The 24,571-nt window shown below is 71.7% G+C and carries 24 protein-coding genes and 1 pseudogene; 7 read left to right on the forward strand and 18 right to left on the reverse strand.

Features of this window, described 5'->3' with window-relative positions; translation table 11 throughout:
- From VJT49_RS31370 to VJT49_RS31410, 9 genes and pseudogenes are all read right to left on the reverse strand, one after another.
- A pseudogene (locus tag VJT49_RS31370) lies at nucleotides 1–209 on the reverse strand (UDP-N-acetylmuramoyl-L-alanyl-D-glutamate--2,6-diaminopimelate ligase); the annotation flags it as partial.
- Between the two features lie 242 nt (nucleotides 210–451).
- A complete protein-coding gene (locus VJT49_RS31375) occupies nucleotides 452–2,353 on the reverse strand; it encodes a penicillin-binding protein 2 (protein WP_324168591.1) in 1,902 nt (633 codons plus the stop codon).
- Nucleotides 2,353–3,000: a hypothetical protein gene (locus VJT49_RS31380; RefSeq protein ID WP_324168592.1), complete on the reverse strand. Its 648-nt coding sequence runs from the start codon at nucleotides 2,998–3,000 to the stop codon at nucleotides 2,353–2,355. The genes VJT49_RS31375 and VJT49_RS31380 overlap by 1 nt, the downstream gene beginning before the upstream one ends.
- A gap of 9 nt (nucleotides 3,001–3,009) precedes the next feature.
- A complete protein-coding gene (gene rsmH / locus VJT49_RS31385; protein ID WP_324168593.1) occupies nucleotides 3,010–3,978 on the reverse strand; it encodes a 16S rRNA (cytosine(1402)-N(4))-methyltransferase RsmH in 969 nt (322 codons plus the stop codon).
- A gap of 227 nt (nucleotides 3,979–4,205) precedes the next feature.
- Nucleotides 4,206–4,637, reverse strand: coding sequence for a division/cell wall cluster transcriptional repressor MraZ (gene mraZ / locus VJT49_RS31390; RefSeq protein WP_324168594.1), 432 nt, complete (start codon nucleotides 4,635–4,637; stop codon nucleotides 4,206–4,208).
- 321 nt (nucleotides 4,638–4,958) lie between these two features.
- Nucleotides 4,959–5,681, reverse strand: coding sequence for an ESX secretion-associated protein EspG (locus VJT49_RS31395; RefSeq protein WP_324168595.1), 723 nt, complete (start codon nucleotides 5,679–5,681; stop codon nucleotides 4,959–4,961).
- 3 nt (nucleotides 5,682–5,684) lie between these two features.
- Nucleotides 5,685–6,182 carry a PE-PGRS family protein gene (locus VJT49_RS31400; RefSeq protein ID WP_324168613.1) on the reverse strand — a complete coding sequence of 166 codons (498 nt, stop codon included), beginning with the start codon at nucleotides 6,180–6,182 and terminating at the stop codon, nucleotides 5,685–5,687.
- A 73-nt stretch (nucleotides 6,183–6,255) separates the two neighbouring features.
- Entirely contained in the window at nucleotides 6,256–6,771 is a 516-nt protein-coding gene (locus tag VJT49_RS31405; protein ID WP_324168596.1) for a DUF3558 family protein, read from the reverse strand.
- Nucleotides 6,761–7,111: a hypothetical protein gene (locus VJT49_RS31410; RefSeq protein WP_324168597.1), complete on the reverse strand. Its 351-nt coding sequence runs from the start codon at nucleotides 7,109–7,111 to the stop codon at nucleotides 6,761–6,763. The genes VJT49_RS31405 and VJT49_RS31410 overlap by 11 nt, the downstream gene beginning before the upstream one ends.
- Before the next feature lie 230 nt (nucleotides 7,112–7,341).
- On the opposite strand from VJT49_RS31410, the gene VJT49_RS31415 reads away from it, so the two are divergent.
- The 3 genes from VJT49_RS31415 (at nucleotide 7,342) to VJT49_RS31425 (ending at nucleotide 12,400) form a co-directional block, all read left to right on the forward strand.
- Nucleotides 7,342–8,445, forward strand: coding sequence for a MoxR family ATPase (locus tag VJT49_RS31415; protein WP_324168598.1), 1,104 nt, complete (start codon nucleotides 7,342–7,344; stop codon nucleotides 8,443–8,445).
- 6 nt (nucleotides 8,446–8,451) lie between these two features.
- Nucleotides 8,452–9,726 (forward strand): DUF58 domain-containing protein, encoded by a 1,275-nt coding sequence (locus VJT49_RS31420; protein ID WP_324168599.1) that lies wholly within the window; start codon nucleotides 8,452–8,454, stop codon nucleotides 9,724–9,726.
- 187 nt (nucleotides 9,727–9,913) lie between these two features.
- Entirely contained in the window at nucleotides 9,914–12,400 is a 2,487-nt protein-coding gene (locus VJT49_RS31425; protein WP_324168600.1) for a DUF3488 and transglutaminase-like domain-containing protein, read from the forward strand.
- A 124-nt stretch (nucleotides 12,401–12,524) separates the two neighbouring features.
- Here VJT49_RS31425 and VJT49_RS31430 read toward each other — a convergent pair whose 3' ends face one another.
- The 3 genes from VJT49_RS31430 to VJT49_RS31440 all read right to left on the reverse strand — a co-directional run bounded on the left by VJT49_RS31430 (nucleotide 12,525) and on the right by VJT49_RS31440 (nucleotide 15,084).
- A complete protein-coding gene (locus VJT49_RS31430) occupies nucleotides 12,525–12,899 on the reverse strand; it encodes a DUF3040 domain-containing protein (protein WP_324168601.1) in 375 nt (124 codons plus the stop codon).
- Nucleotides 12,900–13,053: 154 nt separating this feature from the next.
- Complete coding sequence (gene dinB / locus VJT49_RS31435) at nucleotides 13,054–14,304, reverse strand: DNA polymerase IV (RefSeq protein WP_324168602.1); 1,251 nt, start codon at nucleotides 14,302–14,304, stop codon at nucleotides 13,054–13,056.
- A gap of 42 nt (nucleotides 14,305–14,346) precedes the next feature.
- Nucleotides 14,347–15,084 (reverse strand): methyltransferase domain-containing protein, encoded by a 738-nt coding sequence (locus VJT49_RS31440; RefSeq protein ID WP_324168603.1) that lies wholly within the window; start codon nucleotides 15,082–15,084, stop codon nucleotides 14,347–14,349.
- A gap of 111 nt (nucleotides 15,085–15,195) precedes the next feature.
- Between VJT49_RS31440 and VJT49_RS31445 the strand changes: the two genes are divergently transcribed.
- The 4 genes from VJT49_RS31445 (at nucleotide 15,196) to VJT49_RS31460 (ending at nucleotide 18,862) form a co-directional block, all read left to right on the forward strand.
- On the forward strand, nucleotides 15,196–16,068 hold the full coding sequence (locus tag VJT49_RS31445; RefSeq protein ID WP_324168604.1) for a ParA family protein: 873 nt from the start codon (nucleotides 15,196–15,198) through the stop codon (nucleotides 16,066–16,068).
- Nucleotides 16,055–16,855 (forward strand): DNA-formamidopyrimidine glycosylase family protein, encoded by an 801-nt coding sequence (locus tag VJT49_RS31450; RefSeq protein ID WP_324168605.1) that lies wholly within the window; start codon nucleotides 16,055–16,057, stop codon nucleotides 16,853–16,855. Before VJT49_RS31445 ends, VJT49_RS31450 begins: the two co-directional genes overlap by 14 nt.
- A gap of 328 nt (nucleotides 16,856–17,183) precedes the next feature.
- Entirely contained in the window at nucleotides 17,184–17,741 is a 558-nt protein-coding gene (locus VJT49_RS31455) for a GNAT family protein (RefSeq protein WP_324168606.1), read from the forward strand.
- A gap of 50 nt (nucleotides 17,742–17,791) precedes the next feature.
- Nucleotides 17,792–18,862, forward strand: a complete 1,071-nt coding sequence (locus VJT49_RS31460; RefSeq protein ID WP_324168607.1) for a quinone-dependent dihydroorotate dehydrogenase — start codon at nucleotides 17,792–17,794, stop codon at nucleotides 18,860–18,862.
- Here VJT49_RS31460 and atzF read toward each other — a convergent pair.
- The 6 genes from atzF to pgsA all read right to left on the reverse strand — a co-directional run bounded on the left by atzF (nucleotide 18,834) and on the right by pgsA (nucleotide 24,394).
- Nucleotides 18,834–20,594, reverse strand: a complete 1,761-nt coding sequence (gene atzF / locus VJT49_RS31465; RefSeq protein WP_324168608.1) for an allophanate hydrolase — start codon at nucleotides 20,592–20,594, stop codon at nucleotides 18,834–18,836. The genes VJT49_RS31460 and atzF overlap by 29 nt on opposite strands.
- Before the next feature lie 143 nt (nucleotides 20,595–20,737).
- Nucleotides 20,738–21,709: a phage shock envelope stress response protein PspM gene (gene pspM, locus VJT49_RS31470; protein WP_324168609.1), complete on the reverse strand. Its 972-nt coding sequence runs from the start codon at nucleotides 21,707–21,709 to the stop codon at nucleotides 20,738–20,740.
- Nucleotides 21,710–21,737: 28 nt separating this feature from the next.
- On the reverse strand, nucleotides 21,738–22,574 hold the full coding sequence (locus VJT49_RS31475) for a PspA/IM30 family protein (RefSeq protein WP_324168610.1): 837 nt from the start codon (nucleotides 22,572–22,574) through the stop codon (nucleotides 21,738–21,740).
- 259 nt (nucleotides 22,575–22,833) lie between these two features.
- Nucleotides 22,834–23,277 carry a helix-turn-helix transcriptional regulator gene (locus VJT49_RS31480; protein WP_324168611.1) on the reverse strand — a complete coding sequence of 148 codons (444 nt, stop codon included), beginning with the start codon at nucleotides 23,275–23,277 and terminating at the stop codon, nucleotides 22,834–22,836.
- A 95-nt stretch (nucleotides 23,278–23,372) separates the two neighbouring features.
- Nucleotides 23,373–23,834: a CinA family protein gene (locus VJT49_RS31485; RefSeq protein ID WP_324168612.1), complete on the reverse strand. Its 462-nt coding sequence runs from the start codon at nucleotides 23,832–23,834 to the stop codon at nucleotides 23,373–23,375.
- Nucleotides 23,831–24,394 carry a CDP-diacylglycerol--glycerol-3-phosphate 3-phosphatidyltransferase gene (gene pgsA, locus VJT49_RS31490; RefSeq protein ID WP_324168614.1) on the reverse strand — a complete coding sequence of 188 codons (564 nt, stop codon included), beginning with the start codon at nucleotides 24,392–24,394 and terminating at the stop codon, nucleotides 23,831–23,833. The genes VJT49_RS31485 and pgsA overlap by 4 nt, the downstream gene beginning before the upstream one ends.
- Nucleotides 24,395–24,571: the final 177 nt, after the last annotated feature.

Consider the following 24,571-nt stretch of genomic DNA (forward strand, 5'->3'; position numbering starts at 1 on the left):
GCGAAGTCCGCGCCGTGCGCCCGCGCGCCGGGCAGCGCCGCGAACAGGTCGCCGGGCAGCACGTGCTGCGCGCGCAACGTCGCCCCGGTGACCACGGGCTCGGGGTCGTGCACGTCGGCGATGAGCCGGGCGTCCGCACGAGCGACGAGGGTGGTCAGCGGGACCGGTTCGATCCGCCGCGGTCGAGGTGGTGCGACGGCGGCCTTCACCGGGCTCTCCGGGACCTGCCCCCCACCGGCCGCGGGCCCGTCCTTGTTGGCAGACACGGGCGGAAGGTTACCCACGCGCCATCCCGTGCCAAGCAGCCGGTACGGGGTGTCGGGCATACCCGATCGAACATGGTATGGAAAACCCGGTAACGAATCCCGCCATTTTCGCGCGCGCCGGAATTGGGGCGGGGAAAGCGTTGTCCTGGCAAACCCTTTCCGCACCCGTGACGGGAAAAGCCCGATCAGGGCACGACCAGTGGAACGTAGGGTGCGGCACCACCGGACAACGGAATCTGGTAGCGCTGGGCCAGGTAGGAGGCGATGTCGTGGAACAGCGGGGCCGCGGAATGCCCGGTGGGCAGCGTGGTGTCCGGCGCGTCCAGCCGGATCCCGACGACGAATCGCGGATTGTCCGCGGACAGGATCCCGGCGAAGGTGATGTTGTTGAGCGTGGCGCTGTAGGCGCCGGTCGCCGGGTCCACCTGCTGGCCGGTCCCGGTCTTTCCGGAGATCTGGTAGCCGTCCAGCGCGGCGGTCGGCGCCGTGCCACTGTTGCCGTTCTTACCCTTCTGGGTGACGGCGCGCAGCATGTCGCGCACGGTTTTCGCGGTCTGCGGGCTGACCACCTGGACGGCCTCCGGGGGCGGCTGAGGGATCACCGTGCCGTCCGGCCGGACCTCCTCCTTGATGATCCGGGGCTGGACGCGCAGGCCGTTGTTGGCGATCGCCTCGTACATCCCGGCCATCTGCACCACGGTCATCGACAGGCCCTGACCGATCGGCAGGTTGCCGAAGGTGCTCGCGCTCCACGTGTTCCGCGGGGGCACGTAGCCCCGGCTCTCGCCGGGCAGGCCCATCCCGGTGCTCTGGCCGATGCCGAACTTCTGCAGCATCGCCAGCCACCGCTCCGGGCCGAGCTTCTGCGCGATCTCCAGCGTGCCCACGTTGGACGACTTGGCGAAGATGCCGGTGACCGTGTAGTTCTGCACACCGTGCAGCCACGCGTCGTGCACCGTCCGGTCGGCGACCTGAAGTGAATAGGGCACCTGGAGCACCGAGTCGGGGGTGAGGATTCCCGCGTCGATGGCCGCGGTCGCGGTGACGATCTTGTTCACCGAACCCGGTTCGTACGGGGTCGTCACCGACCGGTCGTTCATCAGGTCGGCGGTGTAGGTGCCCGGGTCGTTCGGGTTGAACGTGCGGTCGTCGGCCAGCGCGTAGATCTCGCCCGTGTGCGCGTCCATGATCACCGCCTGGCCGCCTTTGGCGTGTGCTTTCGCGACGTAGTCCGCGAGCTGGGTCTGCAGCACGTACTGCACGTCCGAGTCCAGGGTCAGGACCAGGTTGTTGCCCGGGGTCGCCGGCCGGATGTCCCGTTCCGTGCCGGGAATGACCACGCTGTCGTCGCCCTGCGCGGTGTCGGCGATCTTCTGCCCCGGCGTACCGGAGAGGTCGGTGTCGTAGGTGAGTTCGAGCCCGTCGAGACCGTGCAGGGCGTGCTTGGAGACGTCCGGATCGTCGCTGCGCCAGTTGGCCAGCCCGACCACGTTGGAGGCCAGCGTGTCGCCGGGATACTCACGCGCCGCCTGCGTTTCGCTGCCGATCTCCGGGAACTGCTTGGTGATCTCGTCCGCGATCGACGGTTCCACGTCCTTGACCAGGTAGGTGAAGTCCTGGTTCTTGTGGAACGCGGCAAGCAGGTCGGCCTCGGTGACCTTGCCGGGCAGCTTCGCCGCGATGAACTTCGCCGCCGCGGCCACCCTGGTGTCGAAGTTCTGCCCCTTCGCCGGGTTCTGCCGCGCGAAGTCCGTCCAGCTCTTGCGCATCAGCCGGAGGTTCACCGACAGGGCCCGGGTTTCCACGCTGAACGCCAGCTTCACCCCGTTGCGGTCCACTATGGACCCCCGCTGGGCGGGGATGGTGATCGTCGTGGTGCGCTGGCTCTCCGCCTTCGCCGACAGTGCCTCGGACTGGAACCCCTGCACCTGCACCAGCCGCAGGGTGGCCACGACGAGGACACCGACCAGGATCACCCGCACCGCCACGTACCGGCCCTTGCCGGTGGCCACGACCGGCCGCCCGGCGACCCGGCGGACCTGCGCCGCGTAGTTCCGGCGGCGCCGGGTGCTTGCCGGAGGAGGCATCAATGGCCTCCCGGCTGGGTCTGCGGCTGCGGCTCCTCACCCTGCGGCACGTCACCCTCGACCACCGTGCCCGGCGTCTGCCCCGCGGGCGGCTGTGTGGATGGTGTGGATGGTGTGGACGGGGGCGAGGCCGGCGCCGGGGGCGCGGTCGCCTTCTCCGGGTCACCCACCACGGTGATCGAGCCGTCCGGGTTCTTGACCAGGTGCGCGGGGTCGCCGGCCGGGACCATGCCGAGCGCCTTGGCCCGCTCGGCCAGCGAGGACGCCGATCCGGCCTTGCTCACGTCCTGCTGCAGCTGCTCCGACCGCTCGGCGAGGTTCGCGTTCTCCTGGCGGATCTGCTCCAGCCGGTAGGAATCGGCGATCGCCTGTGTGGACAGCAGCAGCGTGACGGCGATCCCGGCGGCCAGCAGGAGCATCACGATCAGCACGAAGGAGGCCCGCGACTTCGGCCCGCGCAGGCGGAAGCCGCGGGTGCGCTCGGGCTGTCCGGCCGGGCGCCGCAACCCCTCCGCGCGCTGGGCGCGACGGGCGTAGGCGCGTTCCGCCGCCGAACCGCGGCGCCGCTCACGGTCGGGCGCCTGGCCCGGCGGCGTGGCGACGCTGGCTTCTTCCGGCTTCCGCCGTGTCCGGGCGGGCGCTGTCATCCCTGCTCCTTACTCCTCCGCGGCCTTGCGCGCGACCTCGTCCTCGAGCCGTTCCGCCGCGCGCAACCGCACCGACGCGGCCCGCGGGTTGTGCGCGATCTCCGTCTCACCGGCCTTTTCCGCCCCGCGCGTGAGCAGCTTCAGCCGGGGGCCGTGGCCGGGCAGTTCCACCGGAAGTCCCGGCGGAGTGCGGGAGGCCGCCCATTCGGCGAAGGCCTGCTTGACGATCCGGTCCTCCAGCGACTGGTAGGACTCCACGACGATGCGGCCGCCCGGCGCCAGCACGCCGAGCACGTTCGGGATCGCCCGGCGCAGCACGTCCAGCTCGGCGTTGACCTCGATCCGCAACGCCTGGAACGTCCGCTTCGCGGGGTGACCACCGGTGCGCCTGGTCGCCGCCGGGACCACGTCGTAGAGCAGCCGCACCAGCCGCTCGCTGCGGTCGAACGGCTCGCGCGCACGTTCGGTCACGATCGACTTCGCGATCTTCGCCGCGAACCGCTCTTCGCCGTAGTCACGCAGTATCCGGGTCAGCTCGGCGGCCGGGTAGGTGTTGAGCACCTCGGCCGCGGTCCGGCCCGCCGTCGGGTCCATCCGCATGTCCAGCGGCGCGTCCCGCGCGTAGGAGAACCCACGGTCGGTCAGGTCCAGTTGCATCGACGACACCCCGAGGTCGAACAGGACACCGTCCACAGCGGACAGTCCCAGCCCGGCGAGCACGTCAGGGAGCCGGTCGTAGACGGTGTGCGCGAACCGGACCCGGTCGCCGTGCCGGGCCAGCCGCGCCTCGGCACGCGCGAGCGCGTCCGGATCGCGGTCGAGCGCGATCACCGTCAGGTCCGGATACGCCGACAGCAGCGCGTCGGAATGGCCGCCGAGGCCGACGGTGGCGTCGACCAGCACCGCGGGCCTGCCGGTGAGGGCGGGGGAGAACAACTCGAGAATCCGCTCGAGGAGCACGGGCACGTGCTCGGTCATCGCAACCCCCTTTCCTGCCTTACCGCCTCGGGGGTTCCCCCTCCCCACGGCGCCACCCGGGATCCCGTCAGGTCCCCGCCCGCCCGCCACGAACCTGGTGCCGGGGAAGGTGCACCAGGGCCGCTGAGCGGACAGAGGCCTCACGACATCCCGGGTGGGTGGCGCCGGTCCCGCGTTGCCGGTGACACCCGCGCCGACGACGTGGGTACTCTCACCCGGCCGCGCGCCTAGAAGACGCCCGGCAGAACCTCCTCCTGCGCCTTGGCATAGCTGTCTTCGTGTTCCTCCAGATAGGACTGCCATGCCCGCGCGTCCCAGATCTCCAGCCTGGTGACCGCGCCGATCACGACACACTCCTTGTTGAGCCCGGCGTAGCGCCGCAACTCGGGCGCGACGGCGATGCGCCCCTGCCCGTCCGGACGTTGCTCGTCGGTTCCGGCGAACAGGTAGCGCTGGTAGGCCCGGACCGCCTCGTTGGTGAAGGACGCTTCGGCCACCTTGCGCGCCATCTGCTCGAATTCGGCACGCGGGAAGACGTAGAGACAGTGATCTTGCCCCTTGGTCACCATCAGCCCACCTGCCAGCGCGTCGCGGAACTTGGCGGGCAGCGTGAGCCGCCCCTTGTCGTCCAGTTTGGGGGTGTGGGTGCCGAGAAACACCGGCCCCACCTCCCACGAGGCTCCCTGCCGCCCCACTGTGCACCACCGTACCCCACTTTTCACCACAGTCAACGGCGAACACGCTCACTTCCGAGCGAATCTCGCCGCGTTTCCGCAGGTGAGGGGCGGTGGGTCGCGGTGGGGAGAAGGTGGGGGAGATCGTCCGGCGCGAAATCACACCGGCGCACCCGATGCCGGAAAAGACCGTTTCAAGCGGTTCGGACTCCGCCTCGGCGGGAGAAGTGGGGAACAGTGGAGGGGCCTGGGGGCGGCGCCCCAGAAGGGCGCGGCTCAGGAGACCTCAAGAGACATCAGGGGACATCAGGGGACAAGGCCGGCGAGACGGCTCGCGACGCGCCCGGGGTCGGCGGGCGTGACGGTCACCCAGTCCTGCCCGCCCCGGCCCGGGACGACCGTGCCGAGGTAGGCGCCCACGTCCGTGACGAACCAGCTGACCCCGCCCGCCCGGCGCACCCGGCCGCCCTCGCGCACCCGCACCGAGAACTGGCCGGCACCGAGCACCGGCCGGGACTGGATCGTCAGCACCTCGGCCAGTTGCTTCCGGTAGGACGCCGGTAGCGGGTCCTCGACCGGCGAGCCCAGCACCGACGCCGGCAGGCTCACCCCGAAGCCCGGCCCCGGTTCCAGCGGGGGCAGCAGTCCGACGGCGGCCGCCCAGATCTCGGTGTCCCGGATCGCGGACAGGCCGATCGTCCGGCTCGGCTGGACGGCGAGCACCGCCCGTTTCCGTCCCGCCGCTGCGACCGCCCGCACCGGCAGGTCGTCGTCCAGGCCGGTTAGCGCCTCACACTCGACGTAGAGGTCCGCCCCGGCCAGCGTTTCCAGCCGCGCCACCAGCTCCGGGTCGAGGCGGCCGCCGGCGAACAGCTCGCGTTCGGCGAGGTTGTCGTAGACCGCCTCGCGGATCTCCGCCCGCTCCCGCTCGGTCGACCCGACACTGCGCACCCGCAGCGGCGCGGGCGGGCGGGCGGGCCCGAGGTCCGACCAGAGGATGTCGAACGCGGAGGCGGAGATCCGGATCAACGCTCACCCCAGTTCCGGCGGGACGGCGAACGGCTGGGACGGGACCGAGGAGCGCAGTGCGGCGTCCCGGGCGTTCATCACGTCGATGGCCTTCTCCCGTGCGGCCTCGGCCTCGTCGCGGCGGGCCGACAACGCGTCGGACAGCCCGATCAGGTCGAGCAGGTTACCGCCGGCCGCGGCGTCGCGGATCATGCGAGCCGGGTCGAAGTCCACCGGCGGCGGCATTTCGGTGCGCGCCCGTGCCGCGATCCCCGCCTGATCGGTCACGGCATCCGAAACCGCGTAGGACACCTCGGTGGCCTTGGCGGACCAGCCGGCCGCGTCGGCGAGGGTGTTCCGCATCGCCTCGGCGGCCCCGCCCTCCCACACCTCCCGGCTGCGCCCGGCGAGCGCGCTCAGCGCCTCCACCGAATCGCGCAGCCGCGCGCCGAGCGAGGCCCACTGCCGGCCGATCTCCCCCGCCGCCGCCGGATCGTTGCCGGCCTCGACCTCGGCCGCCATCGCGTCGTGGGTGTAGGACTCGTAGCGCCGGACCGGCTCGGGCACCGCCTGCTCCACACGCACCTCCCGAAGTTCAGGGCAGCTTGGGCTCGATGAGCTGGGCCACCGTGGTCGCCCGGCGGCAGGCCAGGGCGGTGTCGGTGAAGCCGTTGTTGGTCACGTCCACCTGTACGCTGGCGTGCTCCCCCGCGCCGAGCAGCACCGCGCAGGTGCCGTTGCCGGTGGAGGCGTCCTTGACCGCCTGGTGCCTGCCGACGGTCAGTTTCCGACCGTCGCTCACCTGGAGCGCGGACAACGCTTTCTGCTCGTCGAGCGTGACGGTCACGCCGAACACGCCGGGCTCGCTCCAGTCGCAGGCCCGGTCCGCGCCGATGGTCTTGTCCCTGCCCGGGGAGCCGAGCCCCGCCGTCGACCTGTCCACTGTGGACAACAGGGCGCAGGGCTCGAGCGCGGCGAGACCGGTCCTGGCCGGTGTGGGCGTCACGGACGGCGAGGCCGGAGCCGGTGGGACCGCGGGTGGGGCCGCCTGCGTCCCGCACCCGGCCAGCAGCGAACCGGCCGCCAGCGCCACCACCGCCCTAGCCACCATGACAGTCGACGCCCCCGGCCGCGTCGGAGTCCGTGGCCTGGTAGCGCCGCAACGCCTGCTGGATGTTGTCCTTGAGCTTCTGCAGCTCCTGGCCGAACCGGATCAGCGACTCGGCGGCCGACCCCGGCCCACTGACCCCGTAGGTGGCCATGAAGTCGCCGATTTCCCCGGCGTACCCCCCGCCCAGCGGCACCGTCCGCCCGAGCGCCCTGGCTTCGCGCACCATTTCGCCGACCGTGTCCTGCAACCGGCTGAGCTCGGTGAACGTCTGCGCGGCGAGCTCCGGTGAGACCGCGAACGCGCCCGGGTCCATGCTCAACTGGGTGCGCGTGTCGGTCATGCGGTGCCTCTCGGTAGCCGAGGAGTTCCTGAGCGCAGCATACGACAAAACACGGGTTCACTCACCGAGGTTGGCGCGAGTTTGACACACTTGATGGCAGGCTGGGCGGCGCTGGAGGGCTACCGGAGCTGCCAGAGAAGGCCCGGAGAGGCTTTCGCGCCGCCGATGGGGACACGGGCGCGCGGACGCGCTCCCGCCAACGCAGAACGGCTTCGGCACCAGGAGGTCGAGTGACGTCGAGGACACAGCCTGCGACCGCCGGCGAATACGCCGGGGAGCAGGCACCCGGGGAACCGCCGTACCACCACACCGGCGGCAGCCCGGCGGGGGGTGTGACCAGCGGCCACCAGGGTCACTCGCTCGGCGAGCTACAGGAAACCACGCGGCGCATCGCCGCCAACGTGGAGCGGGTGCTGGTCGGCAAGCCCGACGTGGTGCGCGTGGCGCTGGTGACCCTGCTCGCCGAAGGGCATCTGCTGGTCGAGGACGTGCCCGGGGTGGGCAAGACGTCGCTGGCCAAGGCACTGGCGCGCTCCATCGACTGCACGGTCAGCCGCATCCAGTTCACCCCCGACCTGCTGCCCAGCGACGTGACCGGGGTGTCCATCTACAACCGGCAGACCGGCGGCTTCGAGTTCCGGCCCGGCCCGGTGTTCGCCAACATCGTGGTGGGCGACGAGATCAACCGCGCGTCGCCGAAGACGCAGTCCGCGCTGCTGGAGTGCATGGAGGAGCAGCAGGTCACGGTCGACACCTCGACCTACCGGCTGGACGACCCGTTCATGGTGATCGCCACCCAGAACCCGATCGAGATGGAGGGCACCTACGCCCTGCCCGAGGCCCAGCGCGACCGCTTCACCACGCGGGTGTCCATCGGCTACCCCGACCAGCAGGCCGAGCTGGCGATGGTCGACGAGCACTCGGGCCACAACCCGCTGGCCGACCTCGAGCCGGTCTCGGACGCGGCGACGGTGGGCAGGCTGATCCGCACGGTACGGGGCGTGCACATGGCGCCGGAGGTGCGCCGCTACGCCGTCGAACTGGCCGCCACCACCCGGCAGGTGCCGGAAATCCGGCTCGGCGCCTCGCCGCGCGCCACGCTTCAACTGGTGCGGGCCGCGCGGGCGCAGGCCGCCCTGTCCGGCCGCGACTACGTCGTGCCGGACGACCTGCACGCCGTGGCAATCCCGGTGCTGGCACACCGCCTGGTCCTCACCACCGAAGCCCATGCCGCCCGGCGCTCGGCCACCGACGTGGTCCGCGCGGTACTCAACCGGGTCGCCGTCCCGCAGGGCGCCCCGGCGGGCGGCGCCAACGGCCAAGTCCGCCGGTAGCCGGCCGTGCTGCGCTCGCTGTCCGGGCTGACCACGCGAGGGCGCTGCCTGCTCGCCGCGGGAGTCGCGGCCGCGGTGTGCGCGATCGTGCTCAACGAGCGCGACCTGCTGCGCGTCGCCGTGTTCATCGTCTGCCTGCCGCTGCTGGTCGCGGTGTTCATCGCGGCCTCCCGGGTACGGATCGGCGCCTCCCGCACCCTGCTCCCGGACCGGATCTCCGCCGGATCGCCGGGCGAAGTCGAACTCGCCCTGTGGCGCAACGGAAAGCTGCCCGCCGGTGAAGTGCTGCTCGAAGACGGGGTGCCCTACGCGCTGGGCTCGCGGCCACGGTTCGTCGTCGAACGCCTGCCGCAGGGCCGGGCGATCGCGCTGCGCTATCCCATCCAGCCGATGCTGCGCGGTATCCAGCAGGTCGGCCCCCTGCGCGCCACGCTCACCGACCCGTTCGGGCTGTGCGAGTTCGAGCGCGAGCTGATCGGGCATTCGCGGCTGGTCGTGGTGCCGAAAGTGGTCGGCCTGTGGGACCTGCCCAGCGCGGCGGGGCTCGGCTCCGGCGACGACGGCAACGTGCGGTTGCACGCCGGCCGCGGCGAGCCCGACGTCATCGTCCGGCACTACCGCCAGGGCGACGACCTGCGCAAGGTGCACTGGCCGTCGACCGCCCGGCGCGACGAGATCATGGTCCGCGTGGACGAGCGGCCCTGGCGCGGCGGCACCACCGTGCTGCTCGACCACCGCGCCGCCGCCCACCACGGCAGCGGGCCGGCGGCGAGCCTGGAATGGGCCATCTCCTTCGTCGCCAGCGTGTGCCTGCACATCCGCCGCTCGGGGCACCGGGTCCGGCTGGTCACCGAGCACGGCAAGCTTCTCGCCGACGCGCCCGGCGACGGTGGCGAGGCCTACGACAACGCGATCCTGGACGCGCTCGCCACCCTGCAGCCCGCGCACCAGCGCGACCTCACCACCGGGCACGACCCGGCCGCGGGCCAGGAGCTGATCGCGATCCTCGGCACCGTGACCAACGAGGCGGTCAACCAGCTGGCCCGGTACCGGCCACGCGGCACCCGCAGCCTGGCCGTTGTCCTGGACACCCCGGCCTTCGCCGGCGGCGTGAGCGCCCCCGACCACCGGGCCACCGCGACCGAGGAATCGGCCGCCCTGCTGCGCGCGGCGGGATGGGGCGTGGTGGTCGCGGGCGAGGGCGCGCCGATGCCCCAGGTGTGGGCCGAGCTGTGCCGCACCGGCGCCGGCCGCGGCATGTTGATCGGAGGGACCGCGTGAAACCACTCGTGTCAGGTCGCGGAAGTCAAGGCGAGCACGGAGCGCGCCTCGGCGAAGCCCCGCTGTCGGGGCGGCAGGGCGTTCTTCAGCACGACGTGACCCGAGTTCGGCGGCAACGCCCCGGCGGACCGATCGCGGTCGCGCGCGAGGTCATCGCGGTCGCGCGCGAGGTCGCGGAGAAGACGGCATGACCGCGACCATCCCGCGCCAGCCCACCGGCGCCGTCCCGCCGGGGCCGCCGCAACCGCACACCCCCACGCGGCGGGTGGTCGAGCGGCCGCCCGCGTGGCGCGGCACGATCCTCGCCCCGGTCGCCGCCGGGGTCGCCACGCTGTGCGCGTCCACTTCGCTGACCGACGTGGTCAGTGGCGTGTCCTGGCTCGGCTACGTGGCGGTCGCGACCGTCCTGGCCGCGTGCACCGGGCTGGCGTTGCGCTCGGTCCGCACACCGGCCGTACTGGTCGGGTTGGCCCAGCCGGTCATGCTGCTGTTGCTGATCACCGGGGTGTTCACCAGCCACGGCATCCTCGCGATCTTTCCGGGCCCGGCCGCGTTTTCCGAGCTCAGCGACGTGCTGAGCGCCGCGTTCGAGCAGATCCGCACGGGCCTGCCGCCGGTGGACGCCACCGCGCCGATCCTGTGCCTGGTCACCATCGCGATGGGCCTGGTGGCCGTGCTCGTCGACACCCTCACCGTGGCCGCTTCCTCGCCCGCCGCCACCGGCCTGGTGCTGCTGTGCGTGTACGCGGTGCCGGCTTCGCTGTCGGACTCGATGCTGCCGTGGTGGACGTTCGTGCTCGGCGCGGCCGCGTTCGCGACACTGCTCGCGGTGGACGGCAACCACCGGCACCGGCGGTGGCGCAACCGTGACGCGCCCGGCCTGTCCCGCTCGCCCGCGTCGGTTTCGGCCCCGGTCGCCGTGGTCTCCCTCGCGCTCGTGCTGGGGCTGGTCGCGGGCTCGGCGATCACCGCGGTCGGCACGGTCGGGCGGCTTCCCGGCAGCGGCCGCAGCCAGGGCGGCGGCGCCGGCGGGCTCGGCATCAACCCGTTCACCTCGCTGCGCGGCATGCTGGACCAGGGCAACACCGTGGACCTGTTCCGGGTGCGGGGCCTCGGCAACGACCGGCGCCTGCTGCGCGCGTTCACCCTGAACACCTACCTGCCCAACCGCGGCTGGAGCCTGCCGAACGGCCCGATGCCGGCCGGCTACCCGGCCGACCGCGCGCTGCCCGCCGCCCCGGGGGACGACGGGGCAGGCGAGTCGCGCCAGATCCGGATCGAGCCGCTGAACTGGACCGATGTCTGGATGCCGGTCTACGGCGCGCCGCGCGGGTTGCAGGGGGTCACCCCGGGCTGGTTCTACGACCCGGAAAGCGGCGCCGTGTTCAGCGAGCGCAAGCAGCACCCGGCCTCCTACGTCGAAAGCGCCTCGCTGGCCGAACCGAGCAAGCAGGAGCTCCAGACGGCGGGAACCCCGGGGTCCGCGGGGCTGCCGAACGTCTACACCCAGATCAGCGGCGTGGATCAACGGGTCGTCTCGCTGACCCGGCAGCTCACCGCGAGCGCCTACACCACGTTCGACAAGGCCACCGCCCTCTGGCGCTACTTCACGTCGGAGAACCAGTTCACCTACGACACCAGCACCGCCGCGGCGTCCGACGCCGACGCGCTGGCGGACTTCCTGCTCAAGGGCAAGCGCGGATTCTGTGAGCAGTTCGCCTCGGCGATGGCGGTCATGCTGCGGGTGCTGAACATCCCGTCCCGGGTCGCGGTCGGCTTCACCACGGGCTTCGCCGACGGCGACTCCCGGATGATCACCACCCAGGACGCGCACGCCTGGGTCGAGGTCTACTTCGGCGACGAACTCGGCTGGGTGGGCTTCGACCCGACGCCACGCTCCGACGGCCGGGGCTACGTGCCGCCTTACCTGCAGTCCGGCAGCAACTCCAGCTCGTCCACCGAGACCCGGGACGACCTGCCGGGCGTGTCGACCACACACGTCGCGCCGGCCGGGCCCTCGGCGGTTCAGGGCGGCGAAGGCAGCCCCAACGGCGCGGCCACGCCTGCTCCCGCGGGATCGGCGCCGAGTTGGACCGGCTGGGGAGCGCTCGCCGTCGTGCTGGCCGCGATCGCGCTGACCATCGCGGCCTTCCTCACCGGCCGCCGCGTGGACGGCCGGGCGAGATGGCTGCCGATCGCCGCGGTGGGGGCCTGGCTGCTGGCGGTCACGCTCACCGCGTGGCTCGTGCACTGGATCTTCGCGCTCATCCTGCTGATCATCGCCGGCGGCATTCTGGCCCCCGCGCTGATCAGAGAGGTCCAGCGGCGGCGACGGCTGCGCGCCATCTCGGGCCGGGAACCGGGCGCGGCCAACGCGGCGTGGGAGGAGCTCCTCGACGAGTGCGCCGACCGGGGCGTGGCGATCCCGCCGACCGAGACCATCCGCACCGCGGCGCAGAAATTCGCCAGCCAGCACCACCTGGACGACGACGGCCGCGACAACCTGCGCACGGTGGTGGGGGTCGTCGAGCGGTCCTGGTACGCGCCGGAGGGGAACGTCGAGGATCCGGGCTTCGCCCGGGCATTCGAGGAACTGCGCGAAAGCCTGCACCGGAACGCGCCGATGTCCTGGCGTGGGCGCCTGTTCCCCCGCTCGGTCTTTCGCCGCCGCTGACACCAGTGGCCCACCGTCGGCACGGTGGGCCGCTCGGGTGTGCCTGCCGAGGTGGCCGCCCCTCGACCGACAAAAGTGCCCACCCTCGTTGCCGAGGGAGGGCAAGTTCGCGGGGAGGGCTGCCTTATTCTTCGAAACGCTGGCGGAAGCGCTCTTCCATGCGCTGGGTGAAGGAGCTCTTCGCCTTCGCCGGCCCTTTCCTGGCCTCGCCGCCTGGGTGGCGACCGGACATGATCGCGAGAACCACCCCGAAGAACATCGCCAGGAAGCCGACGACGCTCATCAGCGGGAAGTCGGCTACCCACAGCGCCCGTACCATCACGCCCACCACGAGCAGCGCGACGCCGACGATGAACAGCGCGATCCCCTGGATTCGGCGGCGACGGGCGGGCCGGCGTAACCGGGCACCGCGCACCGTAGACGCGAACTTGGGGTCCTCGGCATAGAGCTCGCGCTCGATCTGGTCGAGCAGCCGCTGCTCATGCTCGGAGAGTGGCATCTTTCCTCCTCCGGCACAGCTTGTCACGGGCACCGGGCCGCGCAACGTCCTGGACCCAAACTCGACACCCTCCCGTGTGGTGCCACCATCCAGGATACGAGTCCCGCGCCGCCACGACTACCCGATCTCAACACGAAGCATTGCCCCGTTCGGTTCATGTAGGTCTATCAGACTTCCTGGCCAGCAACGAAGCCGGGCGGACCGCCGCCGACCCGAACCTCGACCGGGCCACGTCGGCCGCGATCTCCGCGTCACGCCAGCGTGGTTCGTCCCGCTCGAAGCTGAGCTGTTCCGGCTCGTCGTCCCCGGCGAGGCCGTCGACCCGCACCCCGAGTAGCCGGATTTCGGCTCCCGAAACCGCCCCGCCGAGCAGCGACACCGCCGTGGTGTGGACGACCCGGGTCACGTCGGTCGGGGCGGCCAGTGTGCGGGCGCGGGTGATGGTCTTGAAGTCGGCGAACCGCACCTTGATCGACACCGTCCGGCCCCGCAGGCCACGGGCCCGCAGGCGCGCCGCCACCTGTTCCGACAGCCGGAGCAACTGGAGTTCCAGGACGCGCCGGTCGCGCTGGTCGGTGTCGAAGGTGTGCTCCGCGCCGATCGACTTGTCCGGGGTGTCCACCACGACACCGCGCTCGTCGTACCCGTTGGCCAGCGCGTGCAGATGCTCGGCGGCCGCGTTGCCGACCGCGCGGCGCAGGCGGTTCGGCGGTGCGCCGGCGATGTCGGCGATCGTGGCCAGGCCCATCCGCCGCAGGCTTTCCTCGGTGCGCTTGCCGACACCCCACAGCGCCGCGATCGGCAGCGGGTGCAGGAACTCCAGGGTCCGCGCCGCCGGCACCACGAACACGCCGTCGGGCTTGGCCATGCCGGAGGCGAGCTTGGCGACGAACTTGACCGCGGCGACCCCGACCGAACACGTGATGCCATGCTCGGCCGCGACCCGCCGGCGGATGAGCTCGGCGAGCTCGACCGGGGTCGCGTTCAGCCGTCTGAGCGCACCGCCGACGTCCAGGAAGGCCTCGTCCAGGCTCAGCGGTTCGACCAGCGGGGTCAGCTCCCGGAAGATCGCCATGACACCGCGGGAGACCTCGCCGTAGAGGCCATGGCTGGGCGGGATGAACATCGCGTGCGGGCAAAGCCTTCGGGCCACCGCCGCGGGCATGGCGGCACGCACGCCGAACTCGCGCGCCGGGTAGCTGGCCGAGGACACCACCGAGCGCGGGCCCGCGCCCGCGATGATCACCGGCTTGCCCGCCAGCTCCGGCCTGGAACGCATCTCGACGGCGGCGAAGAAGGCGTCCATGTCGACGTGCAGCAGGCCGCAGCCGGTGTCGTCCGGCGTGGCCTCCCCGGTGACCCGGAACCGGTCATAGCCGGCCGGCGGCCCTGGTTTCTTTCCCATCGAAGACGAGCCTACGTTCCCCCGCCGACAATTCCGGCGTAATCACCGAGGCCGGCGACCGAGGACATGCAGGCGGGTGGCGATGTCGCGCAGCGGGGGCACGACCCCGGCCGCGCCTTCGAACTCGGCGAGCTCCTCGCCGGTGAACAGCTCCGACTCGGCCTCACCGACGGAATCGGAGACCACGCCGTCACCCTGGACCAGCTCGACGACGAGGCCCGCGGACGCCAGCAACGCCGTCAGGCCCTCCGTGTCGAAGCGGCGCAAGAGGTTTTCGCTGTCATCGGCGAGCACGCCGTCCGCGGCGGCGAGCAGCCTCCGGGCCTCGCCGAGACGGCCCGCCAACGCCCGGTGCAGCACGGCGGCGTGCCGGTTCGCGGCCAGGACCGACACCGCGCGGCCGGGGGTGGCGGTGCCCGCGAGCGCGGCGACCACCGCGACCGGGTCGTCGACGACCTCCAGCAGGCCGTGCGCCAGCACGAGATCGGCCGAGCCCGCCGGGATCCGGCCGCCGAGCGCGTCGGTGTCGTCGGCCACCACGGCGATCCGGGCGGCCACACCGGTCTCCTCGGCGCGCCGCCGCAGGGTGGCCAGCGCGTTCGGGTTCGGCTCCACGACCGTCACCCGGCAGCCCGCGGCCGCCAGCGGCACCGCCCACACACCGCTCCCGCCACCGACGTCGACGACGTGCGGCTCGGCGGTGCCCACGCGGGCGAGCTCGTCCCGCAGGGCGCGCCAGACCGCGCTGGAACCGCGCGCCGTGGGAGTGTCCGTTCGCATGGGCTGACAGCCTAGTCAGGCCACCGTAGCAACAGTGACACAAGGGCTGGCGGGAGGTACCTCCAGGCACAGAGGCTGTCACCCCGTCCTCGCCCGGCTACCCTCGGAGGCGTGCACACGGTCGCCGTACTCAGCCTCAAGGGTGGTGTCGGCAAAACCACGGTCGCGCTCGGGATCGCCTCGGCCGCCCTGCGCAGGGGCATCCGGACCCTGGTCGCCGACCTCGACCCGCAGGGCAACGCCACCGCCTCGCTGGACCCGCCCTATACCGAGGCCACGCTGGCCGACGTGCTGGAAACCCCGCACCGGGCGGTACTGCACCGCGCCATCGCCGCGAGCGTGTGGAGCGACGACGTCGAGGTGCTGGTCGGCGCCGAGGAACTGGAGCTGCTGAACGAACCGGGGCCGGACGACCGCAGGATCGGCAATCTGGCCCGGGCGCTGGACGAACTGCACGACGCGCCGGCGAACTGCAAGCCCTACGAGCTGGCGATCCTGGACTGCCCGCCGTCGCTCGGCAGGCTGACGAAGTCGGCCCTGGTCGCCGCCGACAGCGCCATCCTGGTCACCGAGCCGACCATGTACGCCGTCGCCGGGGCGCAGCGGGCACTGGAGGCCATCGAGCGGATCCGGGCCGAGCACAACCCGGGCCTGCGGGCCGTCGGCGTGCTGGTCAACCGGCTCCGCCCCCGCTCGCACGAGCACCAGTTCCGCATCGCGGAGCTGCGTGAGTCGTTCGGGCCGCTGGTCATGCCCACCGCGATTCCCGACCGCCTGGCGATCCAGCAGGCCCAGGGCGCGTGCAGCCCGATTCACGAATGGCACTCCCCCGGCGCCCAGGAGATCTCGCTGACCTTCAACATGGTGCTGGCCAAGGTCCTGCGCTCGAACCGCGCCGGACGCCACAGGATGGCCACCGAGACCGACTCGGAGGCCGAAACGACTGGGCCGATCGAGGTCATGCGCACCGATGCCCGAAGGTGACACCGTCTTCCTGGCGGGCAGGACGCTCGAGCGCGCGCTGGCCGGGAAAGTCCTGTCCCGCACCGATTTCCGGCACCCGGGACTGGCCACTGTGGACCTCACCGGCCAGTCGGTGCTGGGCGTGCGGACGGTCGGGAAGCATCTGTTCACACGGTTCTCGGGCGAGCTGAGCCTGCACAGCCACTTCAGGATGGACGGCTCGTGGGAGGTCTACCGGCCCGGCGCCCGCTGGCGGCACCCCGCGCACCACGTCCGGGTCATCCTGGGCGCGGCGGACATCCAGGCCGTCGGCTTCTCCCTGCACGATGTGAAACTCCTGCCCTCCGCCGAGGAGTCCCGGCTGGTGAGCCACCTCGGACCGGACCTTCTGGATCCACAATGGACAGAGGAGCACGCGGTGCGGGCCGCCCGGGCGCTGGCCGCCGACCCCGCCAGGGAACTCGGCCTCGCCCTGCTCGACCAGCGGGTCATGGCGGGCGTCGGAAACCTGTACAAGACGGAGATCTGCTTCCTGCTCGGGGTCGCCCCATGGACCCCGGTGTCCGAAGTGGACGTTTCAGCCGCGGTCGCGCTGGCGCGCAGGCTCCTGCTGGCCAACGCCTGGCGGCACGAGCAGAGCACCACCGGCGAACTGGCCCGCGGCCGCCGGAACTGGGTGTACGAGCGGACCAGGCAGGGCTGCTTCCGCTGCGGTGGCCCGGTCCGCGTCGCCACCCAGGGACACGACGTCCAGCGCCGCCCCACCTGGTTCTGCCCCCGCTGCCAGCCCGGCCCCGCCCCGCCCTGACCCGGCGACTCCGCCGGCCGGAGGCGGCCGCGGGCACCGCGAACAATCTTGTTGCCGGAAGCCGGATTCTTGCCTAGCGTTGCGGTTACACGGGAAAGGAGGTGGTCCAAAGTTGTGTAACTACAGGACTCGTGAGGTGACTGTCCGCTAACGGACCCCTGGGTGACGTTGGTGAATACCAGGCAGTCACCGGACCCCCGGCGGCCCCGGGACCCAGTCCGGCCCGGGCCTGAGCGGCTGACGACGTTCAGGAGGCTCGCCGGGGGTTCTTCATAATCTTGGTAGAAATACCGGCATGAATGCACGTGCACGGGCTACTCTTTGCGGTGTGCTGTTGCCCACATATCCGCTCAAGACGGCCAGGCTGGTGCTGCGCCCGTTCAAGAAGGACGATCTGGCCGCTCTGCATTCCTTCCAGTCGAGTCCCGACGTGACGAGATACCTCTACTGGGAGCCGCGCACCCGGGCGGAGACCGCGAAGATACTGGCGGAGAAGATCGAGAACGCCAGGCTGACCGAGCCGGGCAGAACACTTTCCCTCGCCGTCGAACTCGTCGAAACGGGAGACCTGATCGGCGACCTGACGCTGCGCTGCACGAGCGCGGAGCACCGCAGCGGCGAGATCGGGGTCGTCTTCCATCCGAAGCACCACGGCAGGGGCTACGCCGCGGAGGCCGCCACCGAGCTGCTGCGGCTGGGGTTCGAGGACCTCGAGCTGCACCGCATCTTCGGCCGCTGCGACGCGCGGAACGTCGCGTCCGCGTCGCTGTTGGAGGGGCTCGGCATGCGACGCGAGGCCCATCTCCTGGAGAACGAGCTGGTCAAGGGCGAATGGACGGACGAACTCGTGTACGCCATGCTGGCGGCCGAGTGGCGAAGACGATAGCGCCACGTCCGCCACGAATCGGCACTGCCCGTTGAGCGAAGATGGAGCACGTGCTGTTTGAGAAGCTGATCCGCCCCGCGCTCTACCGCCTGAGCTCTGACGACGCCGAAGCCGTCCACGAGCGCACCATCCGCGTGCTCAGCGCGGCCGCTCCCGCGCTGGGCGTGCTGCGGCGCCGCTACGGTGTGGACGACCCGGTGACGGTGTTCGGGCTGCGGTTCCCCAACCGGGTCGGCCTGGCCGCCGGGATGGACAAGGACGGCCGCGCGCTGGGCGCCTGGCCGTCGCTGGGCTTCGGGTTCGTCGAGGTCGGCACGGTCACCCGGCTGGCGCAGCCGGGCAACCCGAAACCCCGGCTGTTCGCGCTGCCCACCAGCGACGCCGTGATCAACCGGATGGGCTTCAACAACGCCGGGGCCGACGCGCTCGCCCGGAAGCTGGCCACCGAGAAAGCCCACAGCAAGCCCGTCGTTGTGGGCGTGAGCATCGGCAAGTCCAAGGTCGTGCCGCTCGAGGACGCGGTCGCCGACTACCAGGCTTCGCTGCGCAGCCTCTACCCCTACGCGGACTACTTCGCGATCAACGTCAGTTCGCCCAACACCCCGGGACTGCGGTCCCTGCAGGACAAATCGCAGCTGGCGGAACTGCTGGACGAGCTGAACGGCACCGCCGCCTCGCTGGCCGGCGGCGGCACCCCGACCCCCTTGCTGGTCAAGGTGGCGCCGGACCTTTCCGACACCGCGCTGGCCGAGGTCCTGGAGGTCTGCGACACGCACGGTGTGGCGGGCCTCATCGCCACCAACACCACGTTGTCGAGGGAGGGTCTGGCTCCCGGCGACGCGCCCACCGGCGAGGAGGCCGGCGGCCTGTCCGGCCGTCCGCTGGCCGCACGCGCTCGCGAAGTCGTCCGGTTCGTTCACGAGCGGACCGAGGGCAAGCTGCCGATCATCGGGGTGGGCGGCATCTTCAGCGGCACGGACGCACGGCGCATGCTCGACGCCGGGGCGAGCCTCGTGCAGGTTTACACCGGTTTCGCCCTCAAGGGGCCCGGGCTGATCCGGGAGATCAACCGCGCGCTCGCCGGAAGGCGGATCATGGGGTCATCGGGCGCGTCGCGGTGAGGTGGCGGAGGTAGGCGCGCCAGCAGCCGAACTCCGTGATGTCCTTCCCCGCGGCGGCGAGCGTGGTGTCGCACCGGAAGCCGATCGCGGTGCTGCCGTCCTCGAGCTCGATCTCGCCCAGGCCCATCGGTTCGCCGAGCGCGGCCAGGAACCGGCCGAGCCCGGCCGGTGAGATCGTCCAGCGCTCACCGGACAGCGCCGCGCCCGGACAGGTCCGCACGATGCCCGCCTCGGGCGGGGTGACGGGCAACGCGACCATCCGGTACCGCTCGGCGGTCAGCACGGCTCCCCGGAAGCGCGCACCGTGTTCGGCAAGCTGGTGGTTGAGGGGCTGACCGCGCAGGTGGGCACCGAACACGACGATGTCCACGCCGGGCTCCGGATACGGGTCCGTCAGCTGTTCGCCGGCCAGCAGCGCGGCGATGTCGAGCGCGATCTGGTCGTCAAAGGCCCGGGTGATCACGCTGACCCCGAACGCGCCGCCGGCGACCCGCCCGGCCGGCACGGCGACCGCCGTCATGTCGAGCAGGTTGACGAAGCTCGTGTAGGTGCCCAGGCGCCGGTTCGCCCCCACCGGGTCGGCCTCGACGGCGGCCAGCGTCGGGTGTTCCGGAGCGGTCGGCAGGAGCAGCGCGTCCTTGCCCGCCAAGGCCTCCGTCGCCCGGACCCGCCACTCCGCGAGGCGGGCCTGGTCCCCGGCCAGCCGGTGCGCGGAGAACTCGCGGCCGGCCAGGATGAACTCGGCGACCGACGGATCCATTTCGGCCGCGAACCGCTCGACGAACTCCCCGACGGCGGCGTATCGCTCGGCCGCCAGTGCGCCGTCGTGGAACAGCTTGCCCGCCTCGAGAAAAGGCGTGATGTCGATCGTCTCGATCCCCACCCCGGCGGCGAGAAGATCCTCGATCCGCCGCGTGAACACGCGACGGGCCTCTTCCGGCAGCGGTGCCAGACCAGCGTGGTCCGGCACGGCGATCGTGGGCCGCTCTCCCGCCGCGAGCCGGACCGACTCCGGCCAGGTGCGGCTGCGCGGGTCGGACTCGTCGGCTCCGGTCATCGCCGCGAGCGCACGCTGACCGTCGGCGACGGTGCGCGCCAGCACCGTCACGCAGTCGTAGGACCGGTTCGCGGGCACCACCCCGGTCGTCGGCACCAGGCCGAGCGTCGGCTTGATGCCGACGATCCCGTTGAACGCGGCGGGAATCCGGCCGGATCCCGCGGTGTCGGTGCCGATGGCGACATCGACCAGCTCCAGCGCCACCGCCACGGCCGAACCCGAGCTGGACCCGCCGGCGATCCGGTCCCGGTCGTTCGCGCCGGCCACCACGCCGTACGGGCTGCGGGTGCCGACCAGACCGGTGGCGAACTGGTCGAGGTTGGTCTTGCCGACCACGACCGCGCCCGCCCGGACGAGGCGGGCGACGGCGGGCGCGCTCACCTCGGGGGTGTAGGCGTAGCCGGGACAGCCCGCCGTGGTCGGCAGCCCGGCGACGTCCACGTTGTCCTTCACCGCGACGAGCATCCCGGCCAGCGGGAGCCGCTCACCGGCGCGGACGCGCTCGTCCACGGCCTTCGCGTCGACCAGCACGTCCTCACAGGGACGCAGCGTGATCCACAGCTCCGGCCGGTCGGCCTCGGCGATCCGCTCGTAGGCGGCGAGGACCTGCCGGTGCGCGCTCACCGGTGCCGGAGGCAGGGGTACGGGCTCGGGGGGTAATGGCAGGCTGTCCATTCAACCGACGCTAACTACCACAGATTCCAAGTAAAAGCGGTGTCACGTTACACACAGGTATCGACGGACTCCCGATTGTGGTTTTCCACGGCGGCGAATGTGCCTTTCACCCACCAAACACAACCAAACCCACATCGGGCCTGCTAGGACAGCTCCTTCAGGGCGATCGCGAGACCCGCCAGGCGATCCGTGGCGTCGGTGAGCGCGTCCTTGGATTCCCGCATCCCCGAACTGCTGGCCGCGACCGCGTGACCCGCCGCGGCGACGAGCGCGCGGTAGCCCTCGAGACCGTCGTCAAGCTGTTCGCACAGCGTGCGGACAGCCGCGTCCAGCGCGCCGCGCTCGCCACGGGGTGCCGAGTCGCGCGCACGCTCGACGGCCTGGACCCGGGCGGCGAGCCCTCGCAACGCGGTGGCCGCGTCGGCGGCGGTGGCCCGGGCGTCCTCCACGGAGATCTCCGGAACGGGCGTGGTGCCCACCGCGGACGGGGTGGACAGCTGCCGCAGCAGCTCGGCGAGCGACTCCTCGCACTCGGCCAATCGCCGCATGGGCTCGCGAGCCGTCGAGCCGGCCGGCGGCAGCGGTGTGGGCGCCGTGCTGACCGGGAGCTTCGTGCGGTTCAGTTGCCGCAGGCGCAGCCCGGACCGCACGCCGAGGGTGCCGAACACCACCATGCCCACGACCCCGGCCAGCGCCGTGTCCGCCCGGTGCGCGACCAGCAGTCCGGCCCCGGCCGCCACGGCCAGCACCCCGCACAGCAGGGTCAGCAGGACCCACAGCGTCAGCGCGCGGGAGGTCCGGCGCTTGCGGCGCTCCAGCCTGGCCGCCGGGTCGTTCCAGCGCAGCCACTTCGCCCTGACCTCGGCGACGACCGGCACGTCCGTGATCGAAGGTGGCCGCGTTCCCTGGGGGTGCAACCCCCAGACCCCGCCTGAGGGCGAGTCCCCCCCTGCCTTGGGCCGAACGAGCGGGTTCGGCCGCCGCCCCGCCTGTTCGGCGGGTGGCGGAAGGTAGCGCTGGAGCTTCTCCTGGGCGCGCTGCGCGTATTCCGGCAGCCGCTCGACGTGCTTTTCCAGCTTTGCCGACAGTTCCCCGAAGTCTCGCCTGCCCGGCACCGTGACCTCCCCAGCTCCGCGCTGTCCCCTACGCCTGGTTCTTCTGCTGCTCGGTCTGCACGCGCGACTGGATCTCCCGCTGGATGTCCGCCGACGAGGACGTGCCCGTCGCCTGCGAGCCGTCCGTCACCTGCGCCACCGAGTCACCCTTGAGCGAGGCACGGATCTGCTCCAGCCGGGAGTGCCCGGCGAGCTGCGTGGTCGCCTGCTGGACCTCCAGCATCCGGCCCTGCACCGAGTTCTGCGCCAGTTCGGCCTGGCCCAGCGCGGTGGTGTAGCGGCGCTCGATCTTCTCCCGGACCTCGTCCAGCGACGGCGTGTTTCCGGGCGCGGTGAGCTGGGACATCTGGTTGAGCGAAGCGGAGACCTTCTCCTGCATTTTCGCCTGCTCGAGCTGCGAGAGCAGCTTGGTCCGCTCGCTGAGCTTCTGTTGCAGCATCATCGAGTTGCGCTCGACCGCCTGCTTGGCCTGCGCGGCCGCCTGCAGGGCCTGGTCGTGTAGCGTCTTGAGGTCTTCGATGCTCTGCTCCGCGGTGACCAGTTGGGTCGCGAAACCCTCGGCGGCGTTCTCGTACTGGACCGCCTTCTCGTTGTCACCCTTGGCGCGCGCCTCGTCGGCCAGCACCAGCGCCTGCCGCGCGGAGGCCTGGAGCTTCTCCACGTCGCCGAGCTGCCGGTTGAGTTTCATCTCCAGCTGCCGCTGGTTCCCGATCACCGCCGCGGCCTGCTGGGAAAGCGCCTGGTGCTGACGCTGCGCCTCCTCGATGGCCTGCTGGATCTGCACCTTCGGGTCGGCGTGCTCGTCGATCTTCGACGAGAACGCCGCCATGAGGTACTTCCAGGCCTTTACGAACGGGTTGGCCATCTGCTCCGCCTGCCTTCTTACGTCCCACTAGTCTCAAGTTTGACCCGACGGTCCTACGTGGGGCGTCACTCTCCCCTGTTCGAGCAACGTCCCGCCCTCGGCGTGGGTTCCATCGTGTCAGGTCGGCACGCCGCGTACCAGGCGACCCCGGGAGATTTCAGGGACCACCCTGAGGATGCCCGGCCTCGGCCGGGCAGGCGAAACCGCACGTCGGCATGCGAAATGGGTGATCTCCAGCGAAAAGCCGGTGCAGGGGAGGCTAGGCCGCGACCATCTTCGGCGCGCGGATGGTGGTGCGCAGGGCCGGGGCCACGCGCTGGCTGGACACCCGCAGGTCGGCCAGGTCGTTGCCGATGACGCCGTCCACCAGGCGGCCGCCCTCGAGGTGACCGCCGGAGGCGGCCCGCTGTTCCTCGCGTTCCTCCTTGCGCTCGGCGCTGGCGGGCATGGCCGCGACGTCGACGTGGTCCAGCGCGGAGACGTCGGCGGCCACGTTGTGCAGCAGTTCCCCCAGCGGGAGCTCCAGCGCTTCGCAGATGGAAGCCAGCAGCTCGCTCGACGCTTCCTTCTGTCCGCGCTCGACCTCGGACAGGTAACCGAGGCTCACCTTGGCGGCGCGGGAGATGTCGCGCAGCGTGCGACGCTGGTTGGTGCGAGCATGACGGAGCCGATCACCGATCGCCTCACGCAACAGCACGGTCATCACGCGCCTCCCTTCCTGATACGGAACACGTTACCCAGACACCGGCCCTCACCGCATCGGTTGACACGGCCGTACGCCAAGGGCGAACGCCTCCGTTACCTCAAATGTTCCCTCAGTAACTCCAACGCGGCGCGCACGGCGGAGGTTCGAACCGCGGCGCGATCCCCCCCGAAAAGGTGTGTCCGCACGTCCCTGACCTGGGCTCCCGCCACCCCGATGTGCACGGTGCCGGGCTCGGCGCCGTCCTGCGGACCGGGCCCGGCCACACCCGTCAGGCCCAGGCCCCAGTCCGCCCCGCACCGCTCCCGCGCGCCCACGGCCAGCTGGGCCGCGACCTCCGGGTGGACGGCTCCGTGCTCCGCCAGCAACGCCCGGTCGACGCCCGCGAGCCGTGCCTTGAGGTCCGTGGCGTAGACCACCAGGCCGCCCCGGACGACCGCGCTCGACCCCGGGATCTCGGTCAGGGTGACGCAGACCAGGCCGGCCGTCAGCGACTCCGCCGTGGCGATGGTCTCACCGCGTTCGATGAGCGCCGAGACCAGCGACCGCGCCGTCATCGCGCCCCGGCCCGGAGCCGCAGCGCGCGGACCACGTAGTCGGCCCCGGTGACCACGGTGAGCACCAGCGCCGCCCCCATCAGGACCCAGCGCACCACGGCCGCGCCCGGCGGCAGCGGCAGCAGGAAGGCCACGATCGCGGCGATCTGGGCCATCGTCTTGGCCTTGCCCCCGCGGCTGGCCGGGATCACGCCGTAGCGGATCACCCAGAACCGCAGCAGGGTCACCCCGATCTCCCGCGCCGCGATCACGATGGTCACCCACCAGCCGAGCTCGCCGAGCAGGCTCAGCCCGACCAGCGCGGCCCCGATGAGCGCCTTGTCCGCGATCGGGTCGGCGATCTTGCCGAAGTCGGTGATAAGGCCGCGCTCGCGGGCCAGTTGGCCGTCCAGCCGGTCGGTGAACGAGGCGATCATGAAGACCGCCGCCGCGGCCAGCCGCCACCAGCTCTCCCGGCCGTCGGCGTGCAGAAGCAGCACCGCGAACACGGGCACGAGCGCGAGCCGGACAAGGGTCAGGATGTTGGCGATGTTCCACAGCGGCACGGCGCCGCGCTCCACCTCGCGGTCCGGTGGATCACCCGCGACGGACGGAGGCTGCGCCGGGGCGGTCACACCGGCTCCGCGACGAGGTCGACCCCGTCGCTGTCCACGACGACCGCGCCGATCAGCGCGCCGACGCGTAGCCCGGCTGCGGCTGGACCGATAAGGCGTACGGAGCCGTCAGTCTCCGGCCCC

Origin of the sequence: Amycolatopsis sp., assembly GCF_035276945.1 — a bacterium.
GTDB lineage: Bacteria > Actinomycetota > Actinomycetes > Mycobacteriales > Pseudonocardiaceae > Amycolatopsis_E.